The organism is Bacillus sp. PS108 (assembly GCF_037963335.1).
GTDB classification, from domain to species: domain Bacteria; phylum Bacillota; class Bacilli; order Bacillales; family Bacillaceae; genus Bacillus; species Bacillus subtilis.
The window spans coordinates 1,371,360-1,397,349 of sequence record NZ_CP150155.1 but is presented as its reverse complement, the minus strand read 5'-3'; the positions used below and the strand labels follow the sequence as shown (position 1 = coordinate 1,397,349).

The following is a 25,990-nucleotide window of genomic DNA, read 5'->3' as shown; positions in this document are numbered from 1 at the left end:
ATCAGACCAACTTTTTTAACTTAATAAAATGATATGTCGGCCGTGAAAAAAGGGAACGTGCCATATGTTTTATTTTTCTTTATAGGAGATTCGCTCGATGTTTAGCAAAAATGCTTTGATCTCCGTTTTGCTTCCGGCGTATCCTGTTAACGCACTGTTTTTGCCGATCACTCTGTGGCACGGGACAAAAATCGGCAGGTCGTTACGTTTATTAGCCTGCCCGACAGCGCGCACCGCTTTCGGACTGCCGACCGCAGCGGCAATATCCGCATAGCTTCGGGATTCGCCATATGGAATCCTCTCCAGCGCCTGCCACACTTTTTGCTGAAAAGGAGTGCCCTTTTGGCTGAGCGGCAGGGAGAATGTCTTCCTTTCGCCTGCGAAATATTCTTGAAGCTGTTGTTTCGCTTCTGCAAGATTAGGTGTTTCCTTGTGCTCAGTATTCTGAACCGTTTCTTTCCAATCCACCCAATCTTCCTGACTGAGAAATAGACGAGTGATCCGGTCCTCCTCTTCGGCAATGATAAGTTCACCGAGCGGCGTCTCGGCTGTCGTATAGTAGTTCATTCATCATTCCTTCTTTCTTCAGCATTCTGTCTGACAGGAAGCGTAATATGAAAAACGGTGCCCTTCCCTTCTTCACTTTCTACCATAATCTCGCCTTGATGTTCTTCAATAATTTTATAGCTTACCATAAGCCCAAGTCCAGTTCCCCGTTCCTTTGTCGTATAAAATGGTTCACCAAGGCGCTTTAATTTATCTTCTGTCATTCCGATTCCCTCGTCTTTTAAGGAGATAAGAACATGATCTTGATCCAATGCCCTTATCGTTACAAAAATATTTCCGCCGTCAGGCATCACTTCGATGGCGTTTTTTAATATATTGATAAAAACCTGTTTCAGCTGATTCGGTTCACAGTAAATCGGGGGAATGTCGTCAATTAAATCAAGTTGCATTTGTACATTGCTGAGATTGGCTTGCGCATTTAGAAGGTCTATCGTATCCCTCATAATTTGGGTAACATGTTTTTCCTCATACATAATGGCCTGGGGCTTGGCTAAAATCAAGAATTCGGTGATGATGGATTCGATGCGCTTTAGTTCTGAGGTGATCACGTTGAAGTAAAGGGCGTAGTCTCCCTCGACACTCCCTTTCAGAAGCTGAATGAAGCCTTTAAGAGCAGTCATCGGATTTCTGATTTCATGAGCAATGCCGGCTGCGAGTTCGCCGACAACATGAAGGGTATCTGATTTGCGCAGGCGTTCCTCCAATTCTTTTCGCTCTGTTACGTCTTTAAAGATAGCCAAGTTCATATTTTGAATAATATTCCGTTTAAATGAGAATTCGAGTTTTCTGTTATCACCGCTGCTCAGCAAAAATGGAATTTCGTTGTCCATTTCATCAAAATTAATCTGCCTTGCCGGTGATGCCAGATTTTCTATTTCATAAGCAGAAATAATATCTAACAGGCTGTGCTGTTTGATCTCTTCATGTGACAGGCCCAAAATATGGCTTGCTAACGGGTTGGCGTCAATGATCCTGTATTGATTGTCGAACAATACATTGCCGTCCATTGAGCCGTTGAATACTTTTCTGAATTTCAGCTCGCTTTCCCGAAGCTCCTTTTCCATCCGCTTTCTGTCGCTTACATTTCTTAAGATCGTCAAATGCTGATTTTCAAGGATTGTCCGTTTTGAAGTAAATTCAAGCTCTTTGAATTGGCCGTTCCCCATTTGAAACAGCAGCTCTTCTCTGATCTCTCCGTATTTTGCGTATTTCCTCTTCGTTATGCTGTATTTCTGCTGCGAGTCAACGAGAAAATCACACAGCTTTCTTTTCAACAGCAAATTCATCGGCAGCTCAAAAATTTTACAGGCTGATTGATTCGCTTTTACGATTCTTCCGTCATTCGACCAGATGATGATGGCGTCCATTGCATTTTCAAAGATTTCTCTGAAGCGCTCCTCACTTTTAAAGAGCTGCAGCTCCATAGACCGCTTCTCTGTGATATCCCTCATAATGGACATATAAAAACCGCTGATGATGTTTGATGTAATCGTGAATTCAAATAGTTTTTGAACTCCTGAACGAAGCTTGACAGGCAGCTCCCCCTTCGCTTTTCCCTTGCGGTTGAGCGCCTTCCAAATATTGTCGAAATCTTTTCGTGAGCCGCTGTCTATGAACTCATACAAAGATAAATGAGACAGCTCATTATGATTGATTTCAAAGCTTTTACAAAAGGACAAATTGGCATCAATAAAACCGCCATCTTTATCAAACAGGACGATTCCGTCAACTGCTCTGTCAAACAAGTCCTTAAAAAGCTGTTCATTCATAGAGAATTCCCGCTCCAGAATCTTCTTAGAAGATATGTCCCTCATGACAACAAAAAAGAAATCCTCACCAATGCCTCTTTTGGCCAGAAACTCTATGTATTTTGTTGCCCCGCAATCAAGCCTGATCGGAACCTCCTTCCACAGAAAGCCTTTTTTAAAAAACTTCTTTACGGAAAGATTCAGTTCATCCTTTGGGATTGAAAACAAAAAATCCAAAACAGAACGCTTTTTCAAATCTTCCGAGTCAACTTGAAGCATCCTTTCTGTTGCTTCATTTGCCTTAACAATCCGCATTTCGTTATCACAAATAAAAATAGCATCGAGCGTATTGTTGACAATCACTTGATGCTGATTCAATTCCTTTTTCAGTCGCGCGTTTTCTTCTTTGAGGCGATTCAGTTCCTCTCGCAGCTCCGAGTTTGTCTGGACACCAAGAGTTTCCATGCATGTACACTCCTTCTTCAAAACCTATCCCTCAATATTTCTACAAAATGCGGGAACTTCCTTCATTTGCCCTATAAATTTCAGAAAATTTCAGCGCCATTACATTACGAAGACATTTTCTACGATCCTTACCGTCACTTTACATCGACCTAACAATCAGCATTTTTTTAGATTCCTTTTTCATCTTTTATTTTAAAATATGTACCAGCAGGGAATAATCTCTTAGTGACTGATGAAAGAGAAGGTGATGCTATGAGTAAATCGCGGGACAGTTATTTCGATAACGCAAAATTTTTATTGATATTCCTTGTTGTATTCGGTCATATCCTTCGTTCCTTTATTAATGATAATCATTTTATGCTCTACCTCTACAAGTTCATTTACACATTCCATATGCCTGCATTTATTCTTGTATCCGGTTATTTCGCGAAAGGCTTTAAACGGGCGGGATATGTAAAAAAGCTGGCGGTCAAGCTGATTATTCCGTATTTGATTTTCCAAATCATTTATTCCGTCTTTTATTACATTATGCAAGATGAAAGCATGGCAAATGTGAACCCGATTGATCCGCAATGGTCGTTATGGTTTCTTGTAAGCTTATTCTTTTGGAACCTGCTCCTATATCCTTTTTCAAAGCTTTCAAAGCAGTGGGCGCTGTTTGTCAGCTGCGGAATCGCCGTGCTGATCGGTTATCTGGACTTTGTCAGCAGCACGCTGAGCTTGTCACGGACATTCGTATTCTTACCGATGTTCCTTGTCGGTTTTTATTTAAATAAACATCATTTTGATCTATTGAGATCAAAACGCGGCAAACAAATTGCGCTCGGAGTGCTTTCCGCAGTATTCGTCATCTGCTGGGGCATCGATTTTGACTATTCTTTTCTGTTTGGTTCAAAACCGTATTCTTCATTTGGAGACGTTACCCTTGTAAGCGGACTATCCCGAATCGGCTGGTATGTACTCGCCTTTGGGGCAACCTTCAGCTTTTTAGCGCTTGTTCCGCAAAAACGGTATTTCTTTACCAGATGGGGAACCCGGACATTTTACGTGTATCTGCTTCACGGGTTTATTATTAAAACATTACGGCAGGTCGGGCTTGAGGATTGGCTTACTGACTATCAAAGCTTAGTGATCCTCTTGCTTTTAACAGCAGCCCTGACATCAGTCCTCTCGAGCAACTTTGTTAAGACAGTCGCTCAGCCCTTCATTGAGCTGAGGATGACCAGCTTATTGCAATTTGTCAGAGGAACGGGCAAAAATGCTTATTTAAAATAGAAAAGCACCTCTTAAGCGGGACGCCGCCTAAGAGGTCTTTTTTATTGGTGTTTTTTATTTTTGTTTTTTTCTTTTTTCTTTTCAGGCTTGGTGACTTCCAGCGTTTCGATGATCTTCCCGGCATTGTAATCCCCAAGTTCACTTGAGAACTCTTCCTCCAGCACCTTTTTATTCATAGGTTTTTTATGATTTTGCATGTCTTTGCTATGACGGTTTTTCTTCACAATTACATGCCTCCCTGCTGGCCCTGTTTGGAATTGCGGTTTGCCCCTCTAAAATTGGGGTCATCATGATATTGTGTCTTATATGAATTAGGGTCCATGCTCTCGGTAGGTGTATTGTTATTTTTAATGGCTTCATTCACTTCAGCTTTACGCTTCATACGAATCCTCCTCGCCAATTTTCAGACATTTTAAGATGCAGGAGCGTAAATTGCACCTGTCGAAGTTAGGTTCTCCAACTGAACAGGAGGCACACATCTTTTTTTTGGCAATCAAAAAACACCGCAAAATATGCGGTGTTTTGCCTATCCGATAATCACTCTTTCTTTCGGATAGTGATAGTTCGCTTCAATTTCCTTTCTTCCGATCAGATACAGGAAGGTTAGGATGCCGATTCGCCCGATAAACATGACAATCATAATGACGCATTTTCCAACACTGCTCAAATCTGCCGTAATTCCAAGCGACAGGCCGGTTGTACCGAATGCCGAGCACACTTCAAACAAAAGCTCCAGCAGGGAATGTTTTTCTGTAATGGTCAGAATGAGTGTCGCGCCAAAAACGAGCAGGATCGCCATCATCGTGACAACAAGCGACTTCATCAAGTCAGCAGGGTGAAGCTCCCGTTTGAATACCTTTACGGCCTTATTGCCGCGGGCAAAATGAAACAGCGCAAGAAGGTTCAAAGCAAAAGTCGTTGTCCGTATGCCTCCCCCGACTGAGCTTGGCGATGCTCCGATAAACATCAGCGCACAAATAAAAAAGAGTGTGGAATCTGATAATTGGCTGATATCGATTGTTGCCAGTCCCCCGCTTCGGGTTGCCGTTGATTGAAACAGGGACAAAAACAAAATATCATGCCATGATTTTCCTGCGAACGCATGGTTTGCTTCCAGGGCAAAGATGCCAATGGCTCCAAACAAGACAAGTGAGCCGAACGTAATCGTCGTGATCTTTGTAAAAAGCGTAAATGGATAACGCCGATGCTTTGAAAACAGGAAATCCTTTACTTCAACAAGCACGGGAAATCCAATCGCTCCAAATATAATTAAAAGCATTGTAATAAACTGCACAAAGTAATCGTGGCGAAATGGAATCATCGAATTACCGGTAATATCAAATCCGCCGTTTGTCGTTGCACTGATACTGGCAAAAAATCCGTGTAAATAAGCTTCCTGATAGGAGTCATAGTAGGTTAAGAAATATGTGCCGAGTATCAGCCCGCCAAAAAATTCAATCCACAAGATCAGAAACAGTACCTGCTTCATCAGATTGACAATTCCTGAAAACTGGGATTGGTTTTGATCAACCATAATCAGCTTCCGTTCTTTCAGCCCGATTCGTTTTCCCATGATCAGCCAAATGAACGTTCCGAGCGTCATAATTCCGATTCCGCCAAATTGCAGAACAAATGCTAATATAAAAATCCCTATTGTGCTGAATGTATCAGCTGTATCAACAACTGTCAGTCCCGTTACACTGACTGAACTGACAGCTGTAAAAAGCGCATCAATAAACGTCCAATCCGCCCCCGGTTTATGGGCCGCCGGCAAACTCAGCAATATAACGGCCACAGTAACTGCAAGAAAATAATATAATGCGATCAGCTGGGCCGGTGACAAGGCCTGTATCAATTTTCCAAACTTTAATCTCATGTAAAATCCTTCTGCCTCTCTTTTTAAGTACGGTAATTATTCTAAAGATATTAGGTCCATTTTTAAAGGCTTTTACGAAACATTTTCTTAACTTGCTTATTTTTTTATGATTTTAGTCAATGGATAAAATAAAAAACCTCTGAGAATTCTCTCAGAGGAACAATGTGTTTGTATTATTTAGCTTCCAGCCGTCTGATTCGCTCATCTAAATCAGGGTGAGTAGAGAAAAGTGAAGAGCGCTTCTTGCCATTAATCTTTAACGTTTGGACAGCTGTCTGATCGTCTTCCATAATCCGGGAAGAATAGCTTTTAAGCGTCCGCAGCGCATGAATCATCTTGTCCTTGCCGGCAAGATCCGCTCCTCCTCTGTCAGCATGGAATTCACGATGGCGTGAATACGCAAACACAACCAGGCTGCCAAGTATCGAAAAGACAATCTGAAAAATAATCATTGCAATAAAATGAACGATCGGCGCTAGATCTTCTTTGACAAAACGGCTTGCTATCCAAGCAGCGATACGCGATAAAAAGACGACAAAGGTATTAACGATACCTTGTAAAAGCGTCATTGTTACCATATCACCATTTGTGATATGCGCGACCTCGTGGGCAAGCACACCTTCAACCGCTGCGTCATCCATCTGCTCCAGCAGCCCTGACGATACTGCGACAAGTGAACGGCGTTTTGACGGTCCAGTCGCAAACGCGTTTACTTCAGGTGAACGGTAAATCCCGACTTCCGGCATTTTCGTTAAACCGGCAGAGCGGCTTAATCTGTGAACACGATCAACCAATTGCTGTTCCTCATAGCTGAGCGAGTGTTTTTTCGGATTCAGCACTCTGACGCCCATCATCGTCTTTGCCATCCATCTGGACATCGCAAGAGACGTAAAGGAACCGACAAATCCAACGACTAAACTGAACACAAGAAGCGCCATTGGATCAATACCGCCATCAGCTGTAAAGTACGTCCCGACTCCTGTAACAGAGCTTAAAACAGACAAAACGATCCCGATTGTTGTAAGCACCAAAATATTCGTTAGAATAAACAGAAAAATTCTTTTCGCCATAACAACCTCCGTTATTTTAAGTTCAAAAGAACCCGTATATTTAAATTATAAAACATCCATTTGAAAATGCAAGGAATTCGACGTATGATGTTAATGTAATTTGCTGACGCTTGAATTTTGAACTTATACATAGACCTATATCCGCGTCAAATTGTTTAAAGAGGTGAACAATGAACATTTTTAAACTCTCTCGAACCGATATGGTGCGGCTGCTCTATTCCCTAAAAGGACAAGGAGAACATAGCCCGCTCGACATTCTCGTCCAATCAGCGAACATGTCAGCAGAAAAAGCAGCCAATCATCTAGAAATTCCTGAATTTCTTACAAGATACGAACGAAAAAAACAGAAAAAAGAATACGGTCTGTCTACAAATGAAATCGTAGAGCTTGGCAACTTATGCGAGCTGACTTCGTTAAAGTCAACCGCGATTCAAAACTGGGTAAAGCGTGATATCAAAGATCTGATCGGACACCCTGAGCTGGGCAAAAAATACTCAATTGAACAGGCAGTAATTCTTTTAATTGTACGTGATTTAAAATCCATTTATGACTTTGAACACATACGGGCTATTTTAAAAGTGGCCTTTAACACAATCTCAGACAGATCTGATGATGTCATCAGCCCGATTGCTTATTATGAAAGCTGCGCATATGTGCTTGATGCCATCCATCACCAAGATACTCCTTCTATGAAAGAATCAAATCTGCAGGAGATCGCCGAACAGGAGACAGAGCGTCTCCGTCACCGTTTTGAAGAACTGAATGACAGCCAATGGCTTAAAATCAGACAGATTATCGCCATTACAGTCCTCTCCATTTTGACATTCCATATTCAGGCAACCGCACATAAAATGACAGCAGACATTCTATAGTCTGCGCCACCCCGGCTCAGAGGCCGGGGTATTATTTTTCTCTACAACAATTGCCAGCATAAATAAACCCCGTATATTTCAAACTAAATACGCGTTAAGAATTTCTTTATCGAAAAAGGAGATGAAAAAGATGGCGAGCAGAAATAAACTCGTTGTTCCAGGGGTGGAGCAGGCACTAGACCAATTTAAACTCGAAGTGGCTCAAGAATTCGGTGTGAACCTTGGTTCTGATACAGTCGCACGCGCTAACGGCTCTGTAGGCGGAGAAATGACAAAGCGGCTGGTACAGCAAGCACAATCACAATTAAATGGCACAACTAAATAAATTCAGGTCTTTATTCGCCGGGGGCACTCGGCGAATCTTCATTTTGAGCTGAATTATTATCACTGCTGTAGCCGTTTGGATTACGTCGGTCTGAATCGTTATCCCTTCTGGACGAAGAACGGTTCTTGCCTTGTTCACCATTGTTCCAGTCCCTGTGATATTGGCTTTGGCCCTTGTCAGCGCCGTTATTTTCATTTCCTTTATCTTGAGGATCTTGTATTGGGGTTTGCTCATGGTCCCCATCTTTTTCGGTATTTGTGTTTTCATCTGATTCCTTTATTTTTTTGTCTTGGTCACTATCATCAATCTGGTCATCCGCTTTCTCTTCTTTCTGGTCTCCGGAATCCGCATCATTCAGCTGTTCATTATCTCCTTGCTTGCTGTCCTGGGTGTCAGTTTGATCGGTGTTTTCATCCTCATTTTCATCACTCTTTTGATCCTCTTCCCCGGATGGTTTGCTGGAGTCATCTTTTAAATCTTTATTGTCATTCTTTTCATTTGATTTGATGTAGCTGCCTGTTGAGACGCCTTCTTTCTTCGCTTTTTCCCTCGTTTGCATATCTGACTCGAGAGATTCCATGCGGTATGTCGTTTTATATTTTTCAGTCACATCATTCAGCTGTTTTTTCACAGCCTTTTTATATGTATTGTCTTCTGTGTTTTCATAAACAGTGGAAATCAATATTTCTTTCGATTTCTTTACATACCCGTGTTCACTGCAGTCGGTTATAATATCGTCAATCACCTTTTTAAAATCAGTCTTCTCCCAATCATCTATATCATTCACGACCTTCTGTCCCTCATCGTTTAGAGGCGTCAGTTCAATCACTTCATAATCGCTGTTTAACGCCATTTCGACGCTTGGATTGATATCGATTGTCATATACGCATAGGCCTTATTATTAGAAAAAACGGGGAGAACTATAAAAATAAAAAGCATAATAGCAGTCATCGTAAAAATCCCCATTTTGAAAGGGCGCAGTTTAAAAAAATCAAAAAAGCTGGCCCTTCTGCCCATGCGTGTTTCACTCGGAAGCATGATTTCTTCACCGATTTCATAGCTGTGTCGATCATTTTTGGCTTTTAAAAATTGTCCGTCAGGGGTCAGCAACGTGACGAATTTTTTATTTTTCTCTACTATAATCCCTCTTCTCATGAGTGCAGCACCCCTTTAAGATAATCTTTTAAATAAATATAATCACCCGTAATGATAATACACATCGCAATAATATATTTTCTGTTTCTCTCAATCGTTTTTCGGCTTACAGAGACAAGCTGTTCAAGCTGTTTGACCGGAAGCTGCTTCTTTGTATACAGGATAGCGGCCAATTCTTCATGTTCAACAAGCGTCATTGCCACCTTTATGGCGTTTTGCCTTGCATCCGTGTGCTTTGGAGAATTTTCAAGCAGTTCTTTAAACGATAAACCATAATCCTTGAGCTGCTTTTGAAAATAGAGGATTTCCTCCCGCCTCTGCTCCTGTTCAATCTGACGGCGGTATTCATCAATGGAAAGCTCGGCTTCAATCAGGCTTTGTGATGACTCCTGATCGTCTCCTTCCTGTAAATCGATATTTATATTTTGTGCGCTTCTGGCTTCTTTTCTAATGTAATCAATGACTTTTCTTTTTATAATAAGCTCAGCAAATGCGAGCAGAGAATTTCCTTTTTCAGGTGAATATTTTTCTATAGCTTCATTAAACGCGATCAGTCCAATACTGAACTCATCGTCTTTTTCATCTATATATCGTTTACAAACGGATGAAACCGTCTTTGCGATAAATGGCTTATATTGCTGTATTAATTCATTTTGCAGATCTTTATTGCCTTTTTGTATACTCTCAACAGCTTTTTCAAGTGTTTGCTTCTTTTTTCCCAATTTAAACAAAAGGCTAAGCACTGGTTTCACCTCAGTTCCTCCCTATAACTACTCATTAATGATAGCTAATTTGATAGGGATTCGCAAAGGAGAAAAAGAAATATTGATTTCCAATGTCTCAATTATGACAAACCATTCTGACGTCCTATACATGATTTCGTGCCTTTCTAAAGAATTAAGGGGGTTTTATGCGTGTTTTTTGTAACAAAGATGTTATAAAAATGTTATTTTATTTCGCTTATGAAAACGCTTCAAACACAAAAAGACTCTGCTTTTAAGCAGAGTCTTTCAGATTACGCCCGTTCACGGGTGCTGTTTTTTTGTTCGTTTTGTGCGCCCTCCGGCTGTTTTTTCCCACCTGACATAAACCAGCCGCAAACCGCGATTGCTGCTAAGACACCCCAGAATATCAGCTTCCATGTTCCAGAATGAATAAAGTGCTCAGAAACAACCGCTATGTCGCGATGGGCAAGCGTATATAAAGCAAGCTTCACTCCGACCCAGCCGACAATCACAAAGGCTGCTGTTTCTAGGCTTGGACGTTCCTTTAATAACTTCACAAACATGGAAGCCGCAAACCGCATGATCACCAGTCCGATGATACCGCCGGCCAAAATGACGAGAAATTGTCCTCCGTCAAGTCCGCCGATCTTCGGGAGTGATGTCCCAGGAAGTGTAACCGCCAGCGCTACTGCTGCTAAGATGGAATCAACAGCAAACGCGATATCTGCCAGTTCAACTTTTAAAACAGTCGGCCAAAAGCCGCTTTGCTTCGTCTCTTTATGTGTGTCTTCTTTCTTAAATACATATCTTTTCAATAAGTGGCTTGCTGAGATATACAGCAAATAGATCGCGCCAATCGCTTGAACCTGCCATACGTTGACCAAAAATGAAATGGCGAATAAAGAGCCAAATCGCAGAACAAAAGCCCCTGCCAATCCATAAAATAACGCTCTTTTTCTTTTTTCCTCCGGCAAATGTTTTACCATTACCGCCATAACCAGCGCGTTATCGGCGGCTAAAATCCCTTCCAGCCCGATCAAGACGAGAAGAACCCAACCATACTCTAATAATAATGCTGCATCCATAAATGATACCCTCCCAAAAAAGTTGTTTTCTTTCTCTTCATCCGATCTTATGCCGGCCGGACCATGCAAAAAAGACCTTTGCCGACATAAGGCAAAGGTCTTGCTAGACATGAATTCAGGCATGCCAACAAAGCCGATGGATACAATCCATGAAATGACGACTTTGTTTCCGGAATACACTCCGGACGCTACTCCCCTTTGGGATTTCAAGAAATATGATTTTATACGTCAATGATATGCGCAGCGCAATGATTTGTCAACGTTTATTTTTCAAAAATACAGATAATTGTTCGGAGTGCGTGCGTTTCTTTCTCTTTTTCATCAGTAAGTAGAGCAGGAAAAGCGCCAAAATGGCTATCCCGATCGGAAGCATATATTGATCAAGAATAGAGCCGACTTCCTTCCAATTTTCACCGAGCTTCACACCGAGATAAACATATACAAATGTAATCGGAAGCATAGCAATGAATGTATAAAGCGAAAACACCCAAACATTCATTTTTGCAATTCCGCACGGTATGGAAATCAATGTCCTGATGCCAGGCAAGAAACGGCCGCTGAAGGCGACAAAGCCTCCATGTTTTTTGAAAAATTCATCTGACTTATCAAGCGCTTCAGGTTTAATAAAGAGATACTTCCCAAAACGTTCAAGAAACGGCCTTCCTCCGTACCGGCCTATCCAATACAGCGTAAGCGGACCGGCCACTCCTCCAAGCGATCCTGCCAAAACAACGCCGGCAAGTGTCATATCGCCTTTAGATACCCAATAGCCCGCAAGCGGCAAGACGACTTCGGCCGGAATAAACTCAATGCTGAGCGCTAGAAATATTCCAAAATAAGATAAGCTTTTAAATGCTTCTATCCATGACATAACCAGCTCTTCGATAGCCACCAACTCCCTTGTTTCATGTTTATGTATCATACATTTTTGTTTTTTCGGAAAACGTCAAGATGATTTTAACACATTTTTCACGGTCAGTTGAACTAAAAATAGATCTCCCTCGTATTTCTATCGTTTTGAAGGCTGAAACTCTGCGGTTAAGCAGCCGATAATAAAGAGAGTCAACAAGACTGGAACACACGATACGGGGGGGGGGAATCTCCATTTGGAAATACACGTTACGTATAATACGACGCTCATATGTTTATCTATTCTAATTGCCTGTACCGCCTCGTATATTTCCCTTGAACTTTCAAGGAAAGTCACCATCAATACAGGCTTAAAAAGTAAAATTTGGCTGATCGGCGGCTCACTTATTATGGGATTCGGTATTTGGTCAATGCATTTTGTAGGGATGATGGCCGTCCATATGGAAATGCCGATGGAATATGAATTCATGCCTTTAATGGCAGCCATTGGCGCATCTGTTTCGGGATCATTTGTGTCATTATATTTTGTCAGCCGGCACATTCTTACATATTACAGACTGCTTACCGGATCAGTTGTGCTTGGCGCATCTATTGCTTCTATGCACTATATCGGAATGTCTGCCATTTCCCGGGTAATGATTATTTACGAACCGATTTTATTTACAGTTTCAATTATCATTGCGATTGCAGCCTCTTTCGTCTCGTTAAAAATATTCTTTGACTTGGCCGTAAAAAAACATTCTGAGCATCTTATATTCTATAAAGTCGTCAGTTCAATTGTAATGGGCATTGGGATTTCGGGCATGCACTACACAGGGATGCTTGCGGCAACTTTCCATAAGGACATGGCTCCGCCCGGAAGCCATATGGAGGTGCAAACGTTTCATTGGTCAATTTTTGTTACTTTAATTATTTTTTGTATCCAAACGTTATTGTTATTCAGTTCCCATGCAGATCGAAAGTTTATTAAACAGAGCGAACGCATAAAGGATAACGAACAGCGATTTCAGTCTTTAATCGTCCACAATATTGATGCAATTTTTATTTTATCATTAGAAGGAGACATAATATCTTCCAATCACGCTGGTGAGGAAATGATCAGCAAATTTGGCTTCAGCATGCATGACTGGAGGAATTACACATCACTGAAGATTAAGCACCTTTTTGAGCAAGTTAAAAAAGATAAACAAGCGATGAACAGTGATGGCGAACTTATCACTGAAAAAGGCCAGTTTCACTTAAATATTACTCTCATACCTGTTGAGGTCAATCAAGAACTGGACAGCATTTATGTCATTTGCAAAGACATGACGAAGCAGTACAAAGCAGAAAAAGAAATCCATAGAATGGCTCATTATGATTCGCTTACAGACTTACCTAACAGAAGACATGCCATCTCTCATCTAACAAAGGTACTGAATCGCGAGCATACCTTGCATTATAACACCGTTGTTTTCTTTCTCGACTTAAACCGGTTTAAAGTGATTAACGATGCATTAGGGCATAATGTCGGTGATCAACTGCTTCAGTTTGCGGCTAAACGTTTGTCATCTGTAGTCCCTGATAACGGATTTATCGCCCGTCTTGGCGGTGATGAATTTATTATTATATTAACAGACGCCAATACAGGAACAGGCGAAGCAGATGTTTTAGCAAGAAAAATTATCCAAAAAACCTTTCAAGATTCAAGATCACACCCTTGTCACATCTGTCAGTATCGGGATTGCGATATCTCCAAAAGACGGGACGGATGGCCTTGAATTGATGAAAAAGGCTGATATGGCGATGTATGCGGCTAAAGAACGAAACAAAAGCAAATACAGATACTATTCTTTTTCAATCGGCAACAAAGAAACCGTTAAGCTTAACCAAGAGATGGTACTCAGAGAAGCAATCGAAAACGATAGATTTGTCTTGCATTATCAGCCGCAATTCAGTGTGAAAAAACAAAAAATGACAGGAGCAGAAGCACTGATACGCCTTGTGACACCAGACGGGCAACTGCGTCCGCCCGGAGAATTCATCGGTGTTGCAGAAGAAACGGGACTTATTATTGATATCGGAAAGTGGATTATAGATGAAGCAGGCAAGCAGGCAAGGATTTGGCATGACAAAGGCTATGATCTTTCTGTCGCCATTAATATTTCCGCCAGACAGTTTCAATCTAAAGATCTGATTCCCCTCATCAAGGATACGCTTAATAAATACCAGCTTCCTCCGCAGCTTCTTGAAGTGGAGGTGACGGAAAGCATGACAATGGACAATCTCGATCACTCCAAAAAGGTTTTGTCATCCCTAACAGAATTAGGAATCAGAATCAGTATTGACGATTTCGGTACTGGTCACAGCTCTCTTAGCTATTTGAAGGACTTCCCGATTCACAGGCTGAAGATTGACAAATCATTTATTGACGATATTCAGACCCATCCTAAATCAGAGCAAATTACCGGAGCTATTATTGCCATGGGGCATCAGCTGTCTTTGCAGGTGATTGCCGAAGGTGTGGAAAATGCAGCTCAAAAGCAGCTTCTTTTTGAAAAAGGCTGCGACCATTTCAGGGCTTCTTTTTCAGCAGGCCAATACCTCCGGAACAATTCGAACAATTCATTATTGAACAGCCGTCGCAATAACAGCGCCGGCTTTTTTTCACCCATAAGTTACTACACATGAATCGTACTCCTTCTCTTCACACTAAAGAAAAAAAGGGGTTTATCGATATGCATACAATGTGGAAGGGATCGATCAGCTTCGGATTAGTAAACATCCCCATCAAGCTATATGCGGCCACAGAAGATAAAGATATTAAACTGCGCAGCCTCCATAAAGAGGATCACGCACCAATCAAATACGAGAAAGTTTGCAGAAATTGCGAAAAAACTCTTAGTCCTGATGAAATTGTGAAGGGATATGAATATGTAAAAGGAAAATATGTAGTGCTGACAGACGAAGATTTAAAAAGCTTAAAACAGGAGCATGAGGAGAAAGCAGTTGAGATTGTTGACTTTGTTCAGCTTCAGGAAATTGATCCGATTTATTTTAACCGCTCCTACTTTGTCGGCCCCGGGGATAATGGGACGAAAGCCTATACCCTGCTGCGTGAGGCGCTGCGCTCAACCGGAAAGATCGGTATCGCCAATATGACAATCAGGTCAAAGCAGCAGCTGGCGATTCTCCGCGTTTATGAAAATTGTATCGTCATGGAGTCTATCCATTATCCCGATGAGGTCAGAAGCGCCGCTCAAGTCCCAGGTGTACCTGATCAATCGAATGTAAACGATAAGGAACTGCAAACTGCTATCACATTAATAGATGAACTGACTGCTAAGTTTGAGCCTGAGAAATATGAAGACACGTACCGACAGGCGCTGCTGCAAAGAGTCAACGACAAGCTAGAAAATAAAGAAACGGCTGTCACTCCTGATAAAGCGCCACCTCGTGAAGATGTCATTGACCTGGTAAGCGCTCTGCAAGCCAGCATCGACAGAACCAGAAGGCCGAACCGGGAGACACCGGCTGCCGCACCTGCACAAGCCGCTGAACCGAAAGGAGCCGGAGATAAAAAACAAAAAACAACTAGAAAAAAAGCCTCCGGCACATCATAGCGCATGGCGTTTACCATGCAGCCGGTCTTAACTTCGTCACCGCCAATCGGAGCAGAATGGCGTTACGAAGTAAAATATGATGGGTACCGCTGTATTCTCCGCATCCATTCTTCAGGTGTGACCTTAACCAGCAGAAATGGTGTGGAGCTCAGCAGCACCTTCCCTGAAATCACACAATTCACCAAAACTGCCTTTCAGCACCTAGAAAAAGAGCTTCCGCTGACACTTGACGGTGAAATCGTATGTTTGGTGAATCCCTGTCGTGCAGATTTTGAACACCTTCAAGTGCGGGGGCGTTTGAAAAGGCCAGACAAGATTCAGGAATCGGCAAACGCGCGGCCGTGCTGCTTTCTCGCCTTTGATTTGTTAGAGCGAAGCGGAGAAGATGTAACGCTTCTTTCGTATTTGGACCGCAAAAAATCGCTGCGTGAACTCATATCCGCAGCAAAGCTTCCTGCATCTCCAGATCCTTACGCAAAAGAAACCATTCAATCCATTCCCTGTTATGATCATTTTGATCAACTCTGGGAGATGGTAATAAAATATGACGGAGAAGGAATTGTAGCGAAGAAAACAAACAGCAAATGGCTTGAAAAGAAGCGGTCGTCCGATTGGCTCAAATATAAAAACTTTAAACAAGCTTATGTTTGCATAACAGGGTTCAACCCTAACAACGGGTTTCTGACGGTATCGGTGTTAAAAAACGGAATAATGACACCGATTGCCTCTGTCTCGCACGGAATGCGCGATGAGGAAAAAAGCGCTATACGCGAGATTATGGAACAGCACGGACATCAAACACCCTCAGGCGAATTTAGTCTTGAACCTTCGATTTGTGCAGCTGTTCAATACTTAACAATTCTCCAAGGCACATTAAGAGAGGTATCGTTTATCGGTTTCGAATTCCAAATGGACTGGACCGAATGCACGTATGCGCAAGTCATACGACACTCCAAACCGGTTCACCCAAAGCTCCAGTTCACAAGCCTGGATAAAATCATATTTGAAAAGAATAAAAAAACAAAAGAAGATTTTATTCAGTATATGATTGAAGTCAGTGACTACCTGCTCCCATTTCTGAAAAACCGGGCTGTCACCGTCATCCGCTATCCGCATGGATCTAGGAGCGAATCATTTTTCCAAAAAAACAAGCCGGACTATGCGCCGGATTTTGTTCAATCTTTCTATGATGGAAGCCATGAACATATTGTCTGTGAGGATATGTCTACATTGCTATGGCTTTGCAACCAGCTTGCTTTGGAGTTTCACGTTCCTTTTCAAACCATTAAAAGCAGGCGTCCGGCTGAGATTGTCATTGATTTAGACCCGCCTTCGCGAGATGACTTTCTTATGGCCGTGCAGGCCGCAAATGAACTGAAGCGGCTGTTGGATTCCTTTGGCATCACATCGTACCCGAAGCTGTCCGGCAACAAAGGCATCCAGCTTTATATTCCCTTGTCTCCCGAGGCATTTACGTATGAAGAAACACGCCAATTTACGCAGCTGATCGCAGAGTACTGCACCAATGCATTTCCCGAGCTCTTTACCACTGAACGCTTGATTAAAAACAGACACGGCAAATTGTATCTTGATTATTTGCAGCATGCAGAAGGAAAAACGATTATCTGTCCCTATTCGACGAGAGGAAATGAGCTTGGGACTGTTGCAGCCCCGCTCTACTGGCATGAGGTGCAATCATCTTTAACACCCGCTCTGTTTACAATTGATACGGTCATCGATCGAATTAAGAAGCAGGGCTGCCCATTTTTTGATTTTTACCGCAACCCGCAAGACGAACCGCTTAGCGCTATATTGCATCAGTTGAAGAAAAAGAGCTGACTAATGAAGTCAGCTCTTTCCGTGTTTAACTGTACTTTTTTTCTAACCGCTCTTTTTCCTGGCGCTGAAGCGGGCTCAGCTGTTCATTATACAAATCAATATCAATCGCGTATTTCGGCCGTCTTTTCACTTCAGAAAAAATCGTTCCAATATACTCTCCGATGATTCCAATTCCCATCAATTGCAACCCGCCCAAAAACCAAATGGATATGATAAGAGACGCCCAGCCTGCATTCGTATGGCCGAGCAGCTTTTGAATAAACGCGCCAATCCCTGCCACAGCGCTGAGGAAAAACAAAACAAACCCTAAAAGCGTAAAGAATCGAATTGGTGCGACACTGAATGAAGTAATCCCGTTAAAAGCGAAGGATAGCATCTTTTTCAGCGGATATTTCGTTTTGCCGGCAAAGCGTTCCTTGCGGTCATACAAAACTTCGGCCGATTTAAAGCCGATCATGGGGACAATACCTCTTAAAAACAGATTCGCTTCCGGATAACGCTCAAGCTCTTCGAGGGACCTTTTATTCATTAAACGAAAATCAGCATGATTATAAATTAATTTAATCCCAAGCTTATTCATGAGACGATAAAACCCTAACGCGGTCGTGCGCTTGAAAAAGGTATCGGTTTTTCTGCTCCGGCGTACACCGTAAACGATCTCGCAGCCCTCATGATATTTCAGCATAAAATCCCGGATCACAGAGATGTCGTCCTGAAGATCAGCATCGATCGAAATGACGCAGTCTGACCTATTCTTCGCTTTATGCAGTCCGGCTAAAAGCGCTTTTTGGTGGCCGACATTGCAGGCTAATTTTAAGCCGGTAACCTTCTTGTTTCTTATGCTCTCCATAGCAATCAAAGCCCAAGTGCGGTCTTTGCTGCCATCATCGACAAACAGAATTTTACTGTCTTCAGCAATTAATTTTTCTTCAATTAAATCATCTACAACCTCTGTCAGCTGACGGCTTGTTTCTTGAAACACTTCCTCTTCATTGAAACACGGGACGACGATGGTTAATACTGGCTGTGACTGTTTCAATCGATATCCTCCTTATCTTGTTTCATATAAATAAATGCGCCAGGCGGAATCTTTATGGTCAAACGTCTTTACGAGCGCGAGATGGTTTTGTTCAGCATTCATGATCGGAACTGAAGAAAAAATGTACCGTCCGCCCATTTTTTTAAATACATCTGTATTTAATTGAAGGTTGTTGATCGTTTTCTTCGAGTTCTTTTTGAAATCATATCGTTTACCGAGTTCATCGACAAAAAGGTAGCAGCGGCTGCCCCATTCATCAAAATATTGTTTCAGCCGAGAATTTTTTTCCAGCTCTTTTTCAATGATTTTCCTAAATTCATATTTATATGAAAGCGGATACAGATTGTTATACGTATCTAACGTATAAAACCCGTTATATTGGGCGATAGACGGATGCAGTCCGATGCTCGCCACCCTATACGAATCTTGCGGACGTCCGATATATTCCTTAATCTCTTTGAATTGCTCCGATGCATAAAACTCCTTGAATGTCGGCGCGTTGTAATGAACGCCATACGTATATTCTTCATTAAAAGGCGCCAACACCATTAGCTGTGCAGCGACTGCGGCGTACACAAGCCATTTCCATCCTTTCCCCATCCGCCAAATGAGATATAAAGCAAGCGCGAAGCTCACGTATATAACAAGCGGCCGAAGAAAATGAAAACGGGCAAAATTAAATTCTGCTAAAAAGGCAAATTTCTGCTTTGGAACAGCCCAAATTTTGTTGAACCAAAACGCATACCATAATGACAATCCGTAATTAAGCACACATAAAAACAGATAAACATTTTCTGGATTTGTCCGATTTCGTTTGAACAGCAGAGCAGCAAATACGACCAGCAGGATCGGAAGGATGACAACGGTATGAACGGTCATCACATGATTATGGCCATAGACAAAGTTTTTTACGGATAGCCGAAGAGAATGCCAAACGTCATGCCTGGATGAGATAAATTCGATACGATGCATCGGTGCGTGTTCAAACAGCATCGAATAGACAAGCCGATATTCAACGAAAAGATAGATACTCGTCATAAATGCAATACTGCCTAAGAACATCAAATTCCATCTTCTTTTTGTAATGGCATCATACAGCCAAAAACACGCCATCCCTGCCAGGAAAAAGAAGAAGCCTAGAACAAAGCTTGAGTATAGAGGGAGCAAGCCCAGCGTCAGCCACTCTCTCCATGAGATATCCCCTTTTCGGATATTTAAAAAAGCCCACAGTGCCAAGGGATACCCAAGCGTACTCAGCATTCCCGAAGGCCAGAACGGTGTTAAGGCAAATGCAAGCGATACGCCAATTCGGATGAAAGCCGCTTTTGGTTCCGGGATTATATGTTTCTTCAGCAGCACATACATTCCAAAAAAAGCGACAACTCTTGTAACCGTCTGGCTTATTGCATAGGCGGTCATGGAAGAAAAGAAAGCATGGAGCCAAACAATTCCGCTCCACTCGGTGCCAAAGGCATCCCTGGGCAGCCCGTTAATGATTTGCGGAATGGCAGCGTCAACCTTGCCGACGATTTCTCCGCTATCGGCCAGAACCTTGTACCAAGCGATGTTGGAATCTAAATTATCGTGGACCCGGATATGGGCATCTTCCTTTAAAATAAAAAGCGGGGATACATACAATAAAAGAAGAAATAATGCGATCCAGAGATAATATGTTTCTTTTTTTTGTTGTCTCATCAATCGTAACATTGCTTACACATCCATTTGTTATTCTGACTCCGTCGGCATGTTCTGCCTCATGTGTCAAAATTTATTATCCCTTTTCCCTTCCAAATCATTCATCATATGACAATCCGTTTTTCAACCTGTCTCTACCCATTAATTCCCGCTATCCATAGGGCTTGATCACTTACTATACTGATAGAAGGGAGGGGATATATTTTGTTTACAATCTTACTTTCATTGGCCATACTCGTATTTGTGCCATTTCTATATAAAGCGAACCGCAATACAAAAGATGTGAAAGTCAACACCATTTCAATCGACCAAAAAGACGGCCTTCCAGCCAGAAAAAAATTAAATATCCTTCATTTATCTGATCTTCACTTGGAAAACATTTCAGTCTCACCTGAGGAGCTGTATCATTTAACAAAAGATCAGCCTGTGGACATCATTGCTCTTACCGGGGATTTTCTTGATCGGAAACGTAATATTCCGAAGCTGGCAGGTTACTTGAACGCCTTGCAAAAGCTAAAGCCTGCATATGGAATGTACGCGGTGTTCGGTAACCACGATTATGTATTAAAAGAAGAGGACTTTCAGAGATTGAAGCGAGTTTTAGAGAAAAACGGCTGTATCACGCTGCAAAATGAACATGTTCGAATCGAGACGGCTGCAGGGCCAGTCAATATTATCGGCATTGATGATTACAGTACGAATCGGAGTAATATCACCGGCTCTTATCAAAGTCTGGAAAATGGCTATCATCTTGTCTTAACACATGACCCAAATATTATTCTGGATATGAAAGATGTTCATTATGATTACCTGCTGTCAGGGCATTTTCACGGCGGGCAAATTCACTGGCCAAAACCGTATCATTTGGTGAAAATGGGCAAGCTCGTGCGAATGAACATGATTAAAGGCCTTCATTATCATCACGATAAACCATTTTATATCAGCGGAGGCTTGGGACAAACCGGCGTAAATATCCGTGTCGGAAGCCGTCCTGAAGTAACATTTCATCAGATTTAATCAAAAAAGACTGTGCTGACCGAGGCATCAGTCTTTTTTTTGATAGGTTTTCTGCAGCTTTTCTTTTGAGATAAACAAATAGGATGAATTCGGTAAATGCCGCAAGCTCACAGGCTTTGAAGTCAAATATAAAATCGGCACATGGGACACTTTTTTAAAACATCTGTAAAAAGGATTCACCGGGGTGATCACATCAAAGCCGAGCCTTTCCACACCTTTGTCAAGCATTGTAATCCCAATGATTCCTTTGATTTTCTCGCTTTTTTTATGATTGTTGATATAGTCAAGAAGAAGCGGCATCGATTGATATACTTTCTGATAAATAATGATTCCTTTTCTGACTGCGCTCTCAATGCTTTGCAGTTCTCTTATCAGCTTAATATTGTGCAGATGAATTTTAACGAGCACATCATTTTTTCTAATATGCGTTCCATCGCTCAGCACGACATGATGTCCTTTATACTTCGTCAGCCTGACTCGAAAAACGCTTTTTTGATCGTTGTCAATCAAGCTTAGCCTTGAAAAAAAGAAATAAATCGGATCAACCACTCTCCATATGGAAAGGAAACAGGTTTTCATCTCTTCACCTTCCTCATAATCAAAAACACCCTTATATTTTGTGAACGTTCTCCTCAAAATATAGTTGCCATATTTTTTTAGGAGGACTGTCATGAAAAACATTCTCATTTTTCCTTTTTTAAGCATTTCCACCGGCCATCATCATGTGGCTGATGCATTGCAGGCTGAATTAGAGTCTCAAGGGCTGGCAGCTGAAAAGATTGATATCTTTTCACATTCGTATAGGCGGTTAGAAAAATTGTCCTCCGTGGCTTATTTAAAATGGATTCAATATTTCCCGAAAACGTACAGCGGCATTTACAGGCTCCTCGCCTGCGGAGAATTTCAGCATGACAAACGCTATTTCATGTACGAATGGCTGTTCACACAGCAAATGAGGCACATCCTCCAAGAAAAACAGCCTGATATCGCCTTCTGCACACATGCGCTGCCTTCTTATCTGCTGAACCGACTAAAGCCTGAATATCCGAATCTGACGGTTGTGAATGTATACACTGATTTTTTCGTGAATCAATTATGGGGACGGAAGAACATTGATTACCATTTTGTTCCGAGCACGGAAGTAAAGAAGCAGCTAATATCAGAGGGGATCGATCAGAACAACATATACTTGACCGGTATTCCAGTTCACCGAAATTTTGAAATGGAATCAGCAGATACCTTGCAGCACCACCCGCCATATACCATCATCATCACAGGGGGCAGTATGGGGGTCGGCAGGATTTTAAAATGGGTGCAGGAACTGTCGCCAGGCGGAAAGATCTTATACAAAATATTATGCGGCAGAAACGAAAAGCTCTACTCCTATGTCAAAAGTTTACACCACCCCTTGATCGAGGCGATTTCTTACCTTCACAGCAAAGCAGAGATGAACCGTTTGTACGAACAGGCGACAGGCATCATGACTAAACCCGGAGGCGTGACCATCAGTGAATGCTTACAGAAACGGCTTCCGGTATTTATTTATCATGCACTGCCGGGACAGGAGGAAATGAATTTAATCCTTCTACATGAAAGGAAACTCGTCACAGATATGAGAAACTGGGACATGAAGAAAGCAGAAGAGTATATCGCGGCATTTTTTCAATCGAACGAACAGATGAAGGAGTATAAAAAACACGTCAATGGATACCTTGGCGAAATGTCTGATAGGAAGATTGAAGATGTTTTAAAAAGAATCTTATGAAACAAAAAAACACTCTCCTGAAACAGAGAGTGTAGAATAGTTAACGAAACAGCAAATGCTGGCTGTGTATGCCTGCTTTCTTGAGCAGGACGATCAGCTGGTCCTGTTCATCAGGCGAAAGGCCTGAAAACGCTCTCGCAATACGCAGTGCATGAATCGGATAAATTTTATCCAAATACTCATTTCCCTTGTCAGTTAAATGTGCGTAAACAGAGCGTTTATCTTTCGGGTCCTGCTCCCTTACTAAAAACCCGTTTCTTTCTAGTTTGTCAATAACATATGTGACGTTTCCGCTTACAAGCAGAAGTCTCGACCCAATTTGCTGTAATTTTTGCGGGCCTCTTGTGTACAGGAGCTCCAGTACAGCAAATTCAGTGGGATTAAAACCGTGCTCTTTGCTATCACGGATACTATGTTCGGACACACTTTTGAAAGCCCTTGCAAAAACTCTGTACAAATTCATCGCACGCTCAACTTCTTCTTCGTTAAACGATAATCTCATCATATCTACCTCGTATATAGGATTTTTATAAAAAAATAATGAAAACCCTTACATATAATAAGAGTTCAGTCCCTTACTATACGTATTCGCTATAATTCGAGAAATTCCTTCTAAAAGCAAAAAAATCCTTATACATTATCTTGTATAAGGATAATTTTTATGATTTGTAATGCTTCGAAAGAAATAAGCGTATTCTTTCCGAAGCTCAGAAATCGTCATTTTGTTCATGACCTCTTTATTATAAACCCCAATCTGATAGAGTTTTTCAGAATAATGGCTTCGTTCTTTTTCTAAAGCTGATTTCAATAAATTACTCATAGCGTCCTCCTTCATTTTGAGGTATCCTATACAAAAGATACTCTTTTTAAATGAACGTGGTATGAATCTAATGTAAAGAATTTATGTTTACGAAGATTTTCGGTATTGTCCGTTTTGAACCGATCTTAATAATTGAAAAGCCTGTTCTCCGGCAAGCTGCATAAACGTCTCCAGCATTTCATCACGCCTGATATCCAACTCTATAATTTCTTTTGCCAGTGAGACCGCTTTTTCTTCCTCCATGATTATCCTTCCTCCTCGTTTGATTCGTTACATAAAGGATAAAACGCGCTTGGGTGTTACGCATTATTCTTGTTAATTTTTCTTCCGTATTTTTTCAAAAATCTTCTATTTGATGTTAGAAAATATGACAAGCGTCAGGTTTTTTCTCTTTGTTTTTTATATACTATTATCAAAAGACATCCAGGGGTGGAAAAATGACCACAGAAGATCATTCTTATAAAGACAAAAAAGTGATTTCAATCGGAATTGTGAGTGAACTGACAGGATTGTCCGTAAGACAGATCAGGTATTATGAGGAACGAAAGCTCATTTACCCGCAGCGTTCTTCAAGGGGGACAAGAAAATACTCCTTTGCCGATGTAGAGCGGCTGATGGATATCGCCAATAAGCGTGAAGACGGCGTACAGACGGCAGAGATTTTAAAGGATATGCGCAAAAAAGAACAGATGTTAAAAAACGATCCGCAAGTGCGGAAAAAAATGCTGGAGGGGCAGCTTAATGCTCACTTTCGGTACAAAAACCGTTAAATAATAAAAGTCCGGCTCGCAGTTGAGGCGGACTTTTTACGTTTATAATGAGTGAATGAATGCAGTGGCAATGCCAAAGTAGATTAATAAAGATAAAATATCGTTTAACGTTGTAATCAGCGGTCCAGAAGCAATTGCCGGGTCTACTTTCAGTTTGTGCAAAATAATAGGGATAATCGTTCCTGACATCGTGCCGATGATTAAGGTTAAGAACAGTGAAGAGGCGACAACAAATCCCAAAAGCGCATTCCCCTGCCATATGATAGAGACAATCGCAATCAGCACAGAACAAACCGCTCCGATAAAAATACTTGTTCTGAACTCCCGGAAGATCAGGCGCACAATCGTTTTTTTGTTCATTTCTTCTTTAGACAAACCTCTGATGACAACCGCGAGAGATTGTGTTCCCGTATTTCCTGTCATCCCTGACACCATCGGCATGAAAAACGCAAGCGCGACAACCTGCTTCAGTGCGTCTTCAAAATAGCTGATAATGCTTCCTGAAATCAGTCCGATAAACAAGAGTAAAATCAGCCATGGCAGGCGCCGGTATGCCGCCACGTAAGCTTTTGTGTCAAAGGTGATATCTTTACCGGAAGCTGCAAATTTTTCGTAATCCTCATCAGCTTCCCGAATAACGACGTCGATAATATCATCGACCGTCACAATGCCGACAAGCACGTTGTTTTCTTCTACAACCGGTATTGCCAAAAAATCGTAACGTTCAATCAGGCGGGCAACTTCTTCCTGGTCCTGAAGAGCATCTGCTGATATGACGCGGGTAAACATTAAATCCTGCACCTTTTCTTCAGGTTCACCCAGAATCAAATCGCGGTAGGAAAGAACCCCAACCAGCTGTTTGCTTTCATTAATAACATATAAGTAGTTGATCGATTCAGCTATTTCAGCGAAGCTTTTCAGTTTGACGACCGCGTCTTTTACCGTGTAATGCTGAGGGATCCACACATACCGGTTTGTCATCATGCGTCCCGCTGAATCAGCCGGGTAATTCATCAAGAGCTGTACAGCTTTTGACTCTGACGCTTCCATGCTGGACAAAAGCTGTTCCTTCAGTTCTTCGTCCATTTCTTCAAGCAGTTGAGCGAGGTCATCGTTGTCCATTTTGTTCATCGCCAGTGTTGCTTTTGTTTTTCCGACTTTATTTAAGACGACAAGCTGAAATTCGCGTTCCAGCTCCCCGATCATATCAGTGATATCGTCTACAGTTAAATAAGATAAATAGCGGGCGCGGTGTTTTTCCGGCATTTCTTTAAAAATAAATGCCATGTCATAGGGCTGAAGCTCATCAATAACACTTCTAAAATCCCTGATTTTCCCGTCTCGCAGTAAAATAATGATGCGTAAAATGAGTTCGTCATAGGTCATGTTTTGAACCATCGGGACTCGTA

The 25,990-nt window shown here is 41.8% G+C and carries 24 protein-coding genes and 2 pseudogenes; 9 read left to right on the top strand and 17 right to left on the bottom strand.

Annotated features, from left to right (window positions below):
• Positions 1 to 69: 69 nt before the first annotated feature.
• Together ogt and kinE are read right to left on the bottom strand one after the other, a co-directional pair.
• Positions 70 to 567 carry a methylated-DNA--protein-cysteine methyltransferase gene (gene ogt / locus NSQ16_RS07335; RefSeq protein ID WP_003232502.1) on the bottom strand — a complete coding sequence of 166 codons (498 nt, stop codon included), beginning with the start codon at positions 565 to 567 and terminating at the stop codon, positions 70 to 72.
• Positions 564 to 2,780: a sporulation two-component system sensor histidine kinase KinE gene (kinE, locus tag NSQ16_RS07330; protein ID WP_327836651.1), complete on the bottom strand. Its 2,217-nt coding sequence runs from the start codon at positions 2,778 to 2,780 to the stop codon at positions 564 to 566. Before kinE ends, ogt begins: the two co-directional genes overlap by 4 nt.
• 252 nt (positions 2,781 to 3,032) lie before the next feature.
• Between kinE and NSQ16_RS07325 the strand changes: the two genes are divergently transcribed.
• Positions 3,033 to 4,055, top strand: coding sequence for an acyltransferase family protein (locus NSQ16_RS07325; RefSeq protein WP_086343766.1), 1,023 nt, complete (start codon positions 3,033 to 3,035; stop codon positions 4,053 to 4,055).
• Between the two features lie 41 nt (positions 4,056 to 4,096).
• Here the strand turns inward: NSQ16_RS07325 and NSQ16_RS07320 are convergent, their stop codons facing one another.
• The 4 genes from NSQ16_RS07320 to htpX form a co-directional block, all read right to left on the bottom strand.
• Entirely contained in the window at positions 4,097 to 4,279 is a 183-nt protein-coding gene (locus NSQ16_RS07320) for a hypothetical protein (RefSeq protein ID WP_029317708.1), read from the bottom strand.
• A 2-nt stretch (positions 4,280 to 4,281) separates the two neighbouring features.
• The gene (locus tag NSQ16_RS07315) at positions 4,282 to 4,437 is read right to left on the bottom strand and encodes a hypothetical protein (RefSeq protein WP_003232510.1); all 156 of its coding nucleotides are present in this window, start codon (positions 4,435 to 4,437) and stop codon (positions 4,282 to 4,284) included.
• A gap of 144 nt (positions 4,438 to 4,581) precedes the next feature.
• On the bottom strand, positions 4,582 to 5,931 hold the full coding sequence (gene ktrD / locus NSQ16_RS07310) for a Ktr system potassium transporter KtrD (RefSeq protein ID WP_003244672.1): 1,350 nt from the start codon (positions 5,929 to 5,931) through the stop codon (positions 4,582 to 4,584).
• 173 nt (positions 5,932 to 6,104) lie between these two features.
• Positions 6,105 to 7,001, bottom strand: coding sequence for a protease HtpX (htpX, locus tag NSQ16_RS07305; protein WP_003232513.1), 897 nt, complete (start codon positions 6,999 to 7,001; stop codon positions 6,105 to 6,107).
• A 170-nt stretch (positions 7,002 to 7,171) separates the two neighbouring features.
• On the opposite strand from htpX, the gene htpK reads away from it, so the two are divergent.
• Together htpK and sspD are read left to right on the top strand one after the other, a co-directional pair.
• Complete coding sequence (gene htpK / locus NSQ16_RS07300) at positions 7,172 to 7,873, top strand: transcriptional regulator HtpK (RefSeq protein WP_003245220.1); 702 nt, start codon at positions 7,172 to 7,174, stop codon at positions 7,871 to 7,873.
• 130 nt (positions 7,874 to 8,003) lie between these two features.
• Complete coding sequence (sspD, locus tag NSQ16_RS07295) at positions 8,004 to 8,198, top strand: acid-soluble spore protein SspD (RefSeq protein WP_003218568.1); 195 nt, start codon at positions 8,004 to 8,006, stop codon at positions 8,196 to 8,198.
• A 10-nt stretch (positions 8,199 to 8,208) separates the two neighbouring features.
• Here the strand turns inward: sspD and rsgI are convergent, their stop codons facing one another.
• The 4 genes from rsgI to NSQ16_RS07275 all read right to left on the bottom strand — a co-directional run bounded on the left by rsgI (position 8,209) and on the right by NSQ16_RS07275 (position 12,086).
• Positions 8,209 to 9,354, bottom strand: a complete 1,146-nt coding sequence (rsgI, locus tag NSQ16_RS07290) for an anti-sigma-I factor RsgI (protein WP_327836648.1) — start codon at positions 9,352 to 9,354, stop codon at positions 8,209 to 8,211.
• Positions 9,351 to 10,106: an RNA polymerase sigma factor SigI gene (gene sigI / locus NSQ16_RS07285; RefSeq protein ID WP_003245855.1), complete on the bottom strand. Its 756-nt coding sequence runs from the start codon at positions 10,104 to 10,106 to the stop codon at positions 9,351 to 9,353. Before sigI ends, rsgI begins: the two co-directional genes overlap by 4 nt.
• Before the next feature lie 263 nt (positions 10,107 to 10,369).
• Positions 10,370 to 11,344, bottom strand: coding sequence for a TerC family protein (locus NSQ16_RS07280; protein WP_327836646.1), 975 nt, complete (start codon positions 11,342 to 11,344; stop codon positions 10,370 to 10,372).
• A gap of 76 nt (positions 11,345 to 11,420) precedes the next feature.
• Positions 11,421 to 12,086, bottom strand: a complete 666-nt coding sequence (locus NSQ16_RS07275) for a DedA family protein (RefSeq protein ID WP_026113618.1) — start codon at positions 12,084 to 12,086, stop codon at positions 11,421 to 11,423.
• Between the two features lie 184 nt (positions 12,087 to 12,270).
• Between NSQ16_RS07275 and NSQ16_RS07270 the strand changes: the two are divergent.
• The 3 genes and pseudogenes from NSQ16_RS07270 to NSQ16_RS07260 all read left to right on the top strand — a co-directional run bounded on the left by NSQ16_RS07270 (position 12,271) and on the right by NSQ16_RS07260 (position 17,475).
• A pseudogene (locus NSQ16_RS07270) lies at positions 12,271 to 14,664 on the top strand (EAL domain-containing protein).
• A gap of 36 nt (positions 14,665 to 14,700) precedes the next feature.
• On the top strand, positions 14,701 to 15,636 hold the full coding sequence (locus NSQ16_RS07265; protein WP_128422198.1) for a Ku protein: 936 nt from the start codon (positions 14,701 to 14,703) through the stop codon (positions 15,634 to 15,636).
• A gap of 3 nt (positions 15,637 to 15,639) precedes the next feature.
• Positions 15,640 to 17,475, top strand: a complete 1,836-nt coding sequence (locus tag NSQ16_RS07260; protein WP_339232650.1) for a DNA ligase D — start codon at positions 15,640 to 15,642, stop codon at positions 17,473 to 17,475.
• A gap of 25 nt (positions 17,476 to 17,500) precedes the next feature.
• Here the strand turns inward: NSQ16_RS07260 and NSQ16_RS07255 are convergent, their stop codons facing one another.
• Positions 17,501 to 18,514, bottom strand: coding sequence for a glycosyltransferase family 2 protein (locus NSQ16_RS07255; protein WP_015252230.1), 1,014 nt, complete (start codon positions 18,512 to 18,514; stop codon positions 17,501 to 17,503).
• A 12-nt stretch (positions 18,515 to 18,526) separates the two neighbouring features.
• Positions 18,527 to 20,221 carry a DUF6044 family protein gene (locus NSQ16_RS07250; protein ID WP_327836640.1) on the bottom strand — a complete coding sequence of 565 codons (1,695 nt, stop codon included), beginning with the start codon at positions 20,219 to 20,221 and terminating at the stop codon, positions 18,527 to 18,529.
• Between the two features lie 192 nt (positions 20,222 to 20,413).
• Between NSQ16_RS07250 and NSQ16_RS07245 the strand changes: the two genes are divergently transcribed.
• A complete protein-coding gene (locus tag NSQ16_RS07245) occupies positions 20,414 to 21,226 on the top strand; it encodes a metallophosphoesterase (protein ID WP_327836638.1) in 813 nt (270 codons plus the stop codon).
• Positions 21,227 to 21,253: 27 nt separating this feature from the next.
• On the opposite strand, the gene NSQ16_RS07240 is transcribed toward NSQ16_RS07245, so the two are convergent.
• Entirely contained in the window at positions 21,254 to 21,805 is a 552-nt protein-coding gene (locus NSQ16_RS07240) for a hypothetical protein (protein WP_003245777.1), read from the bottom strand.
• Positions 21,806 to 21,896: 91 nt separating this feature from the next.
• Between NSQ16_RS07240 and NSQ16_RS07235 the strand changes: the two are divergent.
• A pseudogene (locus NSQ16_RS07235) lies at positions 21,897 to 23,026 on the top strand (glycosyltransferase).
• Positions 23,027 to 23,031: 5 nt separating this feature from the next.
• Here the strand turns inward: NSQ16_RS07235 and NSQ16_RS07230 are convergent.
• The 3 genes from NSQ16_RS07230 to NSQ16_RS07220 form a co-directional block, all read right to left on the bottom strand.
• Entirely contained in the window at positions 23,032 to 23,496 is a 465-nt protein-coding gene (locus tag NSQ16_RS07230) for a MarR family transcriptional regulator (RefSeq protein WP_003232536.1), read from the bottom strand.
• Positions 23,497 to 23,628: 132 nt separating this feature from the next.
• Positions 23,629 to 23,811, bottom strand: coding sequence for a stress response protein YkoL (ykoL, locus tag NSQ16_RS07225; protein ID WP_015252233.1), 183 nt, complete (start codon positions 23,809 to 23,811; stop codon positions 23,629 to 23,631).
• 87 nt (positions 23,812 to 23,898) lie between these two features.
• On the bottom strand, positions 23,899 to 24,054 hold the full coding sequence (locus tag NSQ16_RS07220) for a hypothetical protein (protein WP_015252234.1): 156 nt from the start codon (positions 24,052 to 24,054) through the stop codon (positions 23,899 to 23,901).
• A 194-nt stretch (positions 24,055 to 24,248) separates the two neighbouring features.
• On the opposite strand from NSQ16_RS07220, the gene tnrA reads away from it, so the two are divergent.
• On the top strand, positions 24,249 to 24,581 hold the full coding sequence (tnrA, locus tag NSQ16_RS07215) for a MerR family transcriptional regulator TnrA (RefSeq protein ID WP_003232541.1): 333 nt from the start codon (positions 24,249 to 24,251) through the stop codon (positions 24,579 to 24,581).
• A 42-nt stretch (positions 24,582 to 24,623) separates the two neighbouring features.
• On the opposite strand, the gene mgtE is transcribed toward tnrA, so the two are convergent.
• Complete coding sequence (gene mgtE / locus NSQ16_RS07210) at positions 24,624 to 25,979, bottom strand: magnesium transporter (RefSeq protein ID WP_003232543.1); 1,356 nt, start codon at positions 25,977 to 25,979, stop codon at positions 24,624 to 24,626.
• Between the last annotated feature and the right edge of the window lie 11 nt (positions 25,980 to 25,990).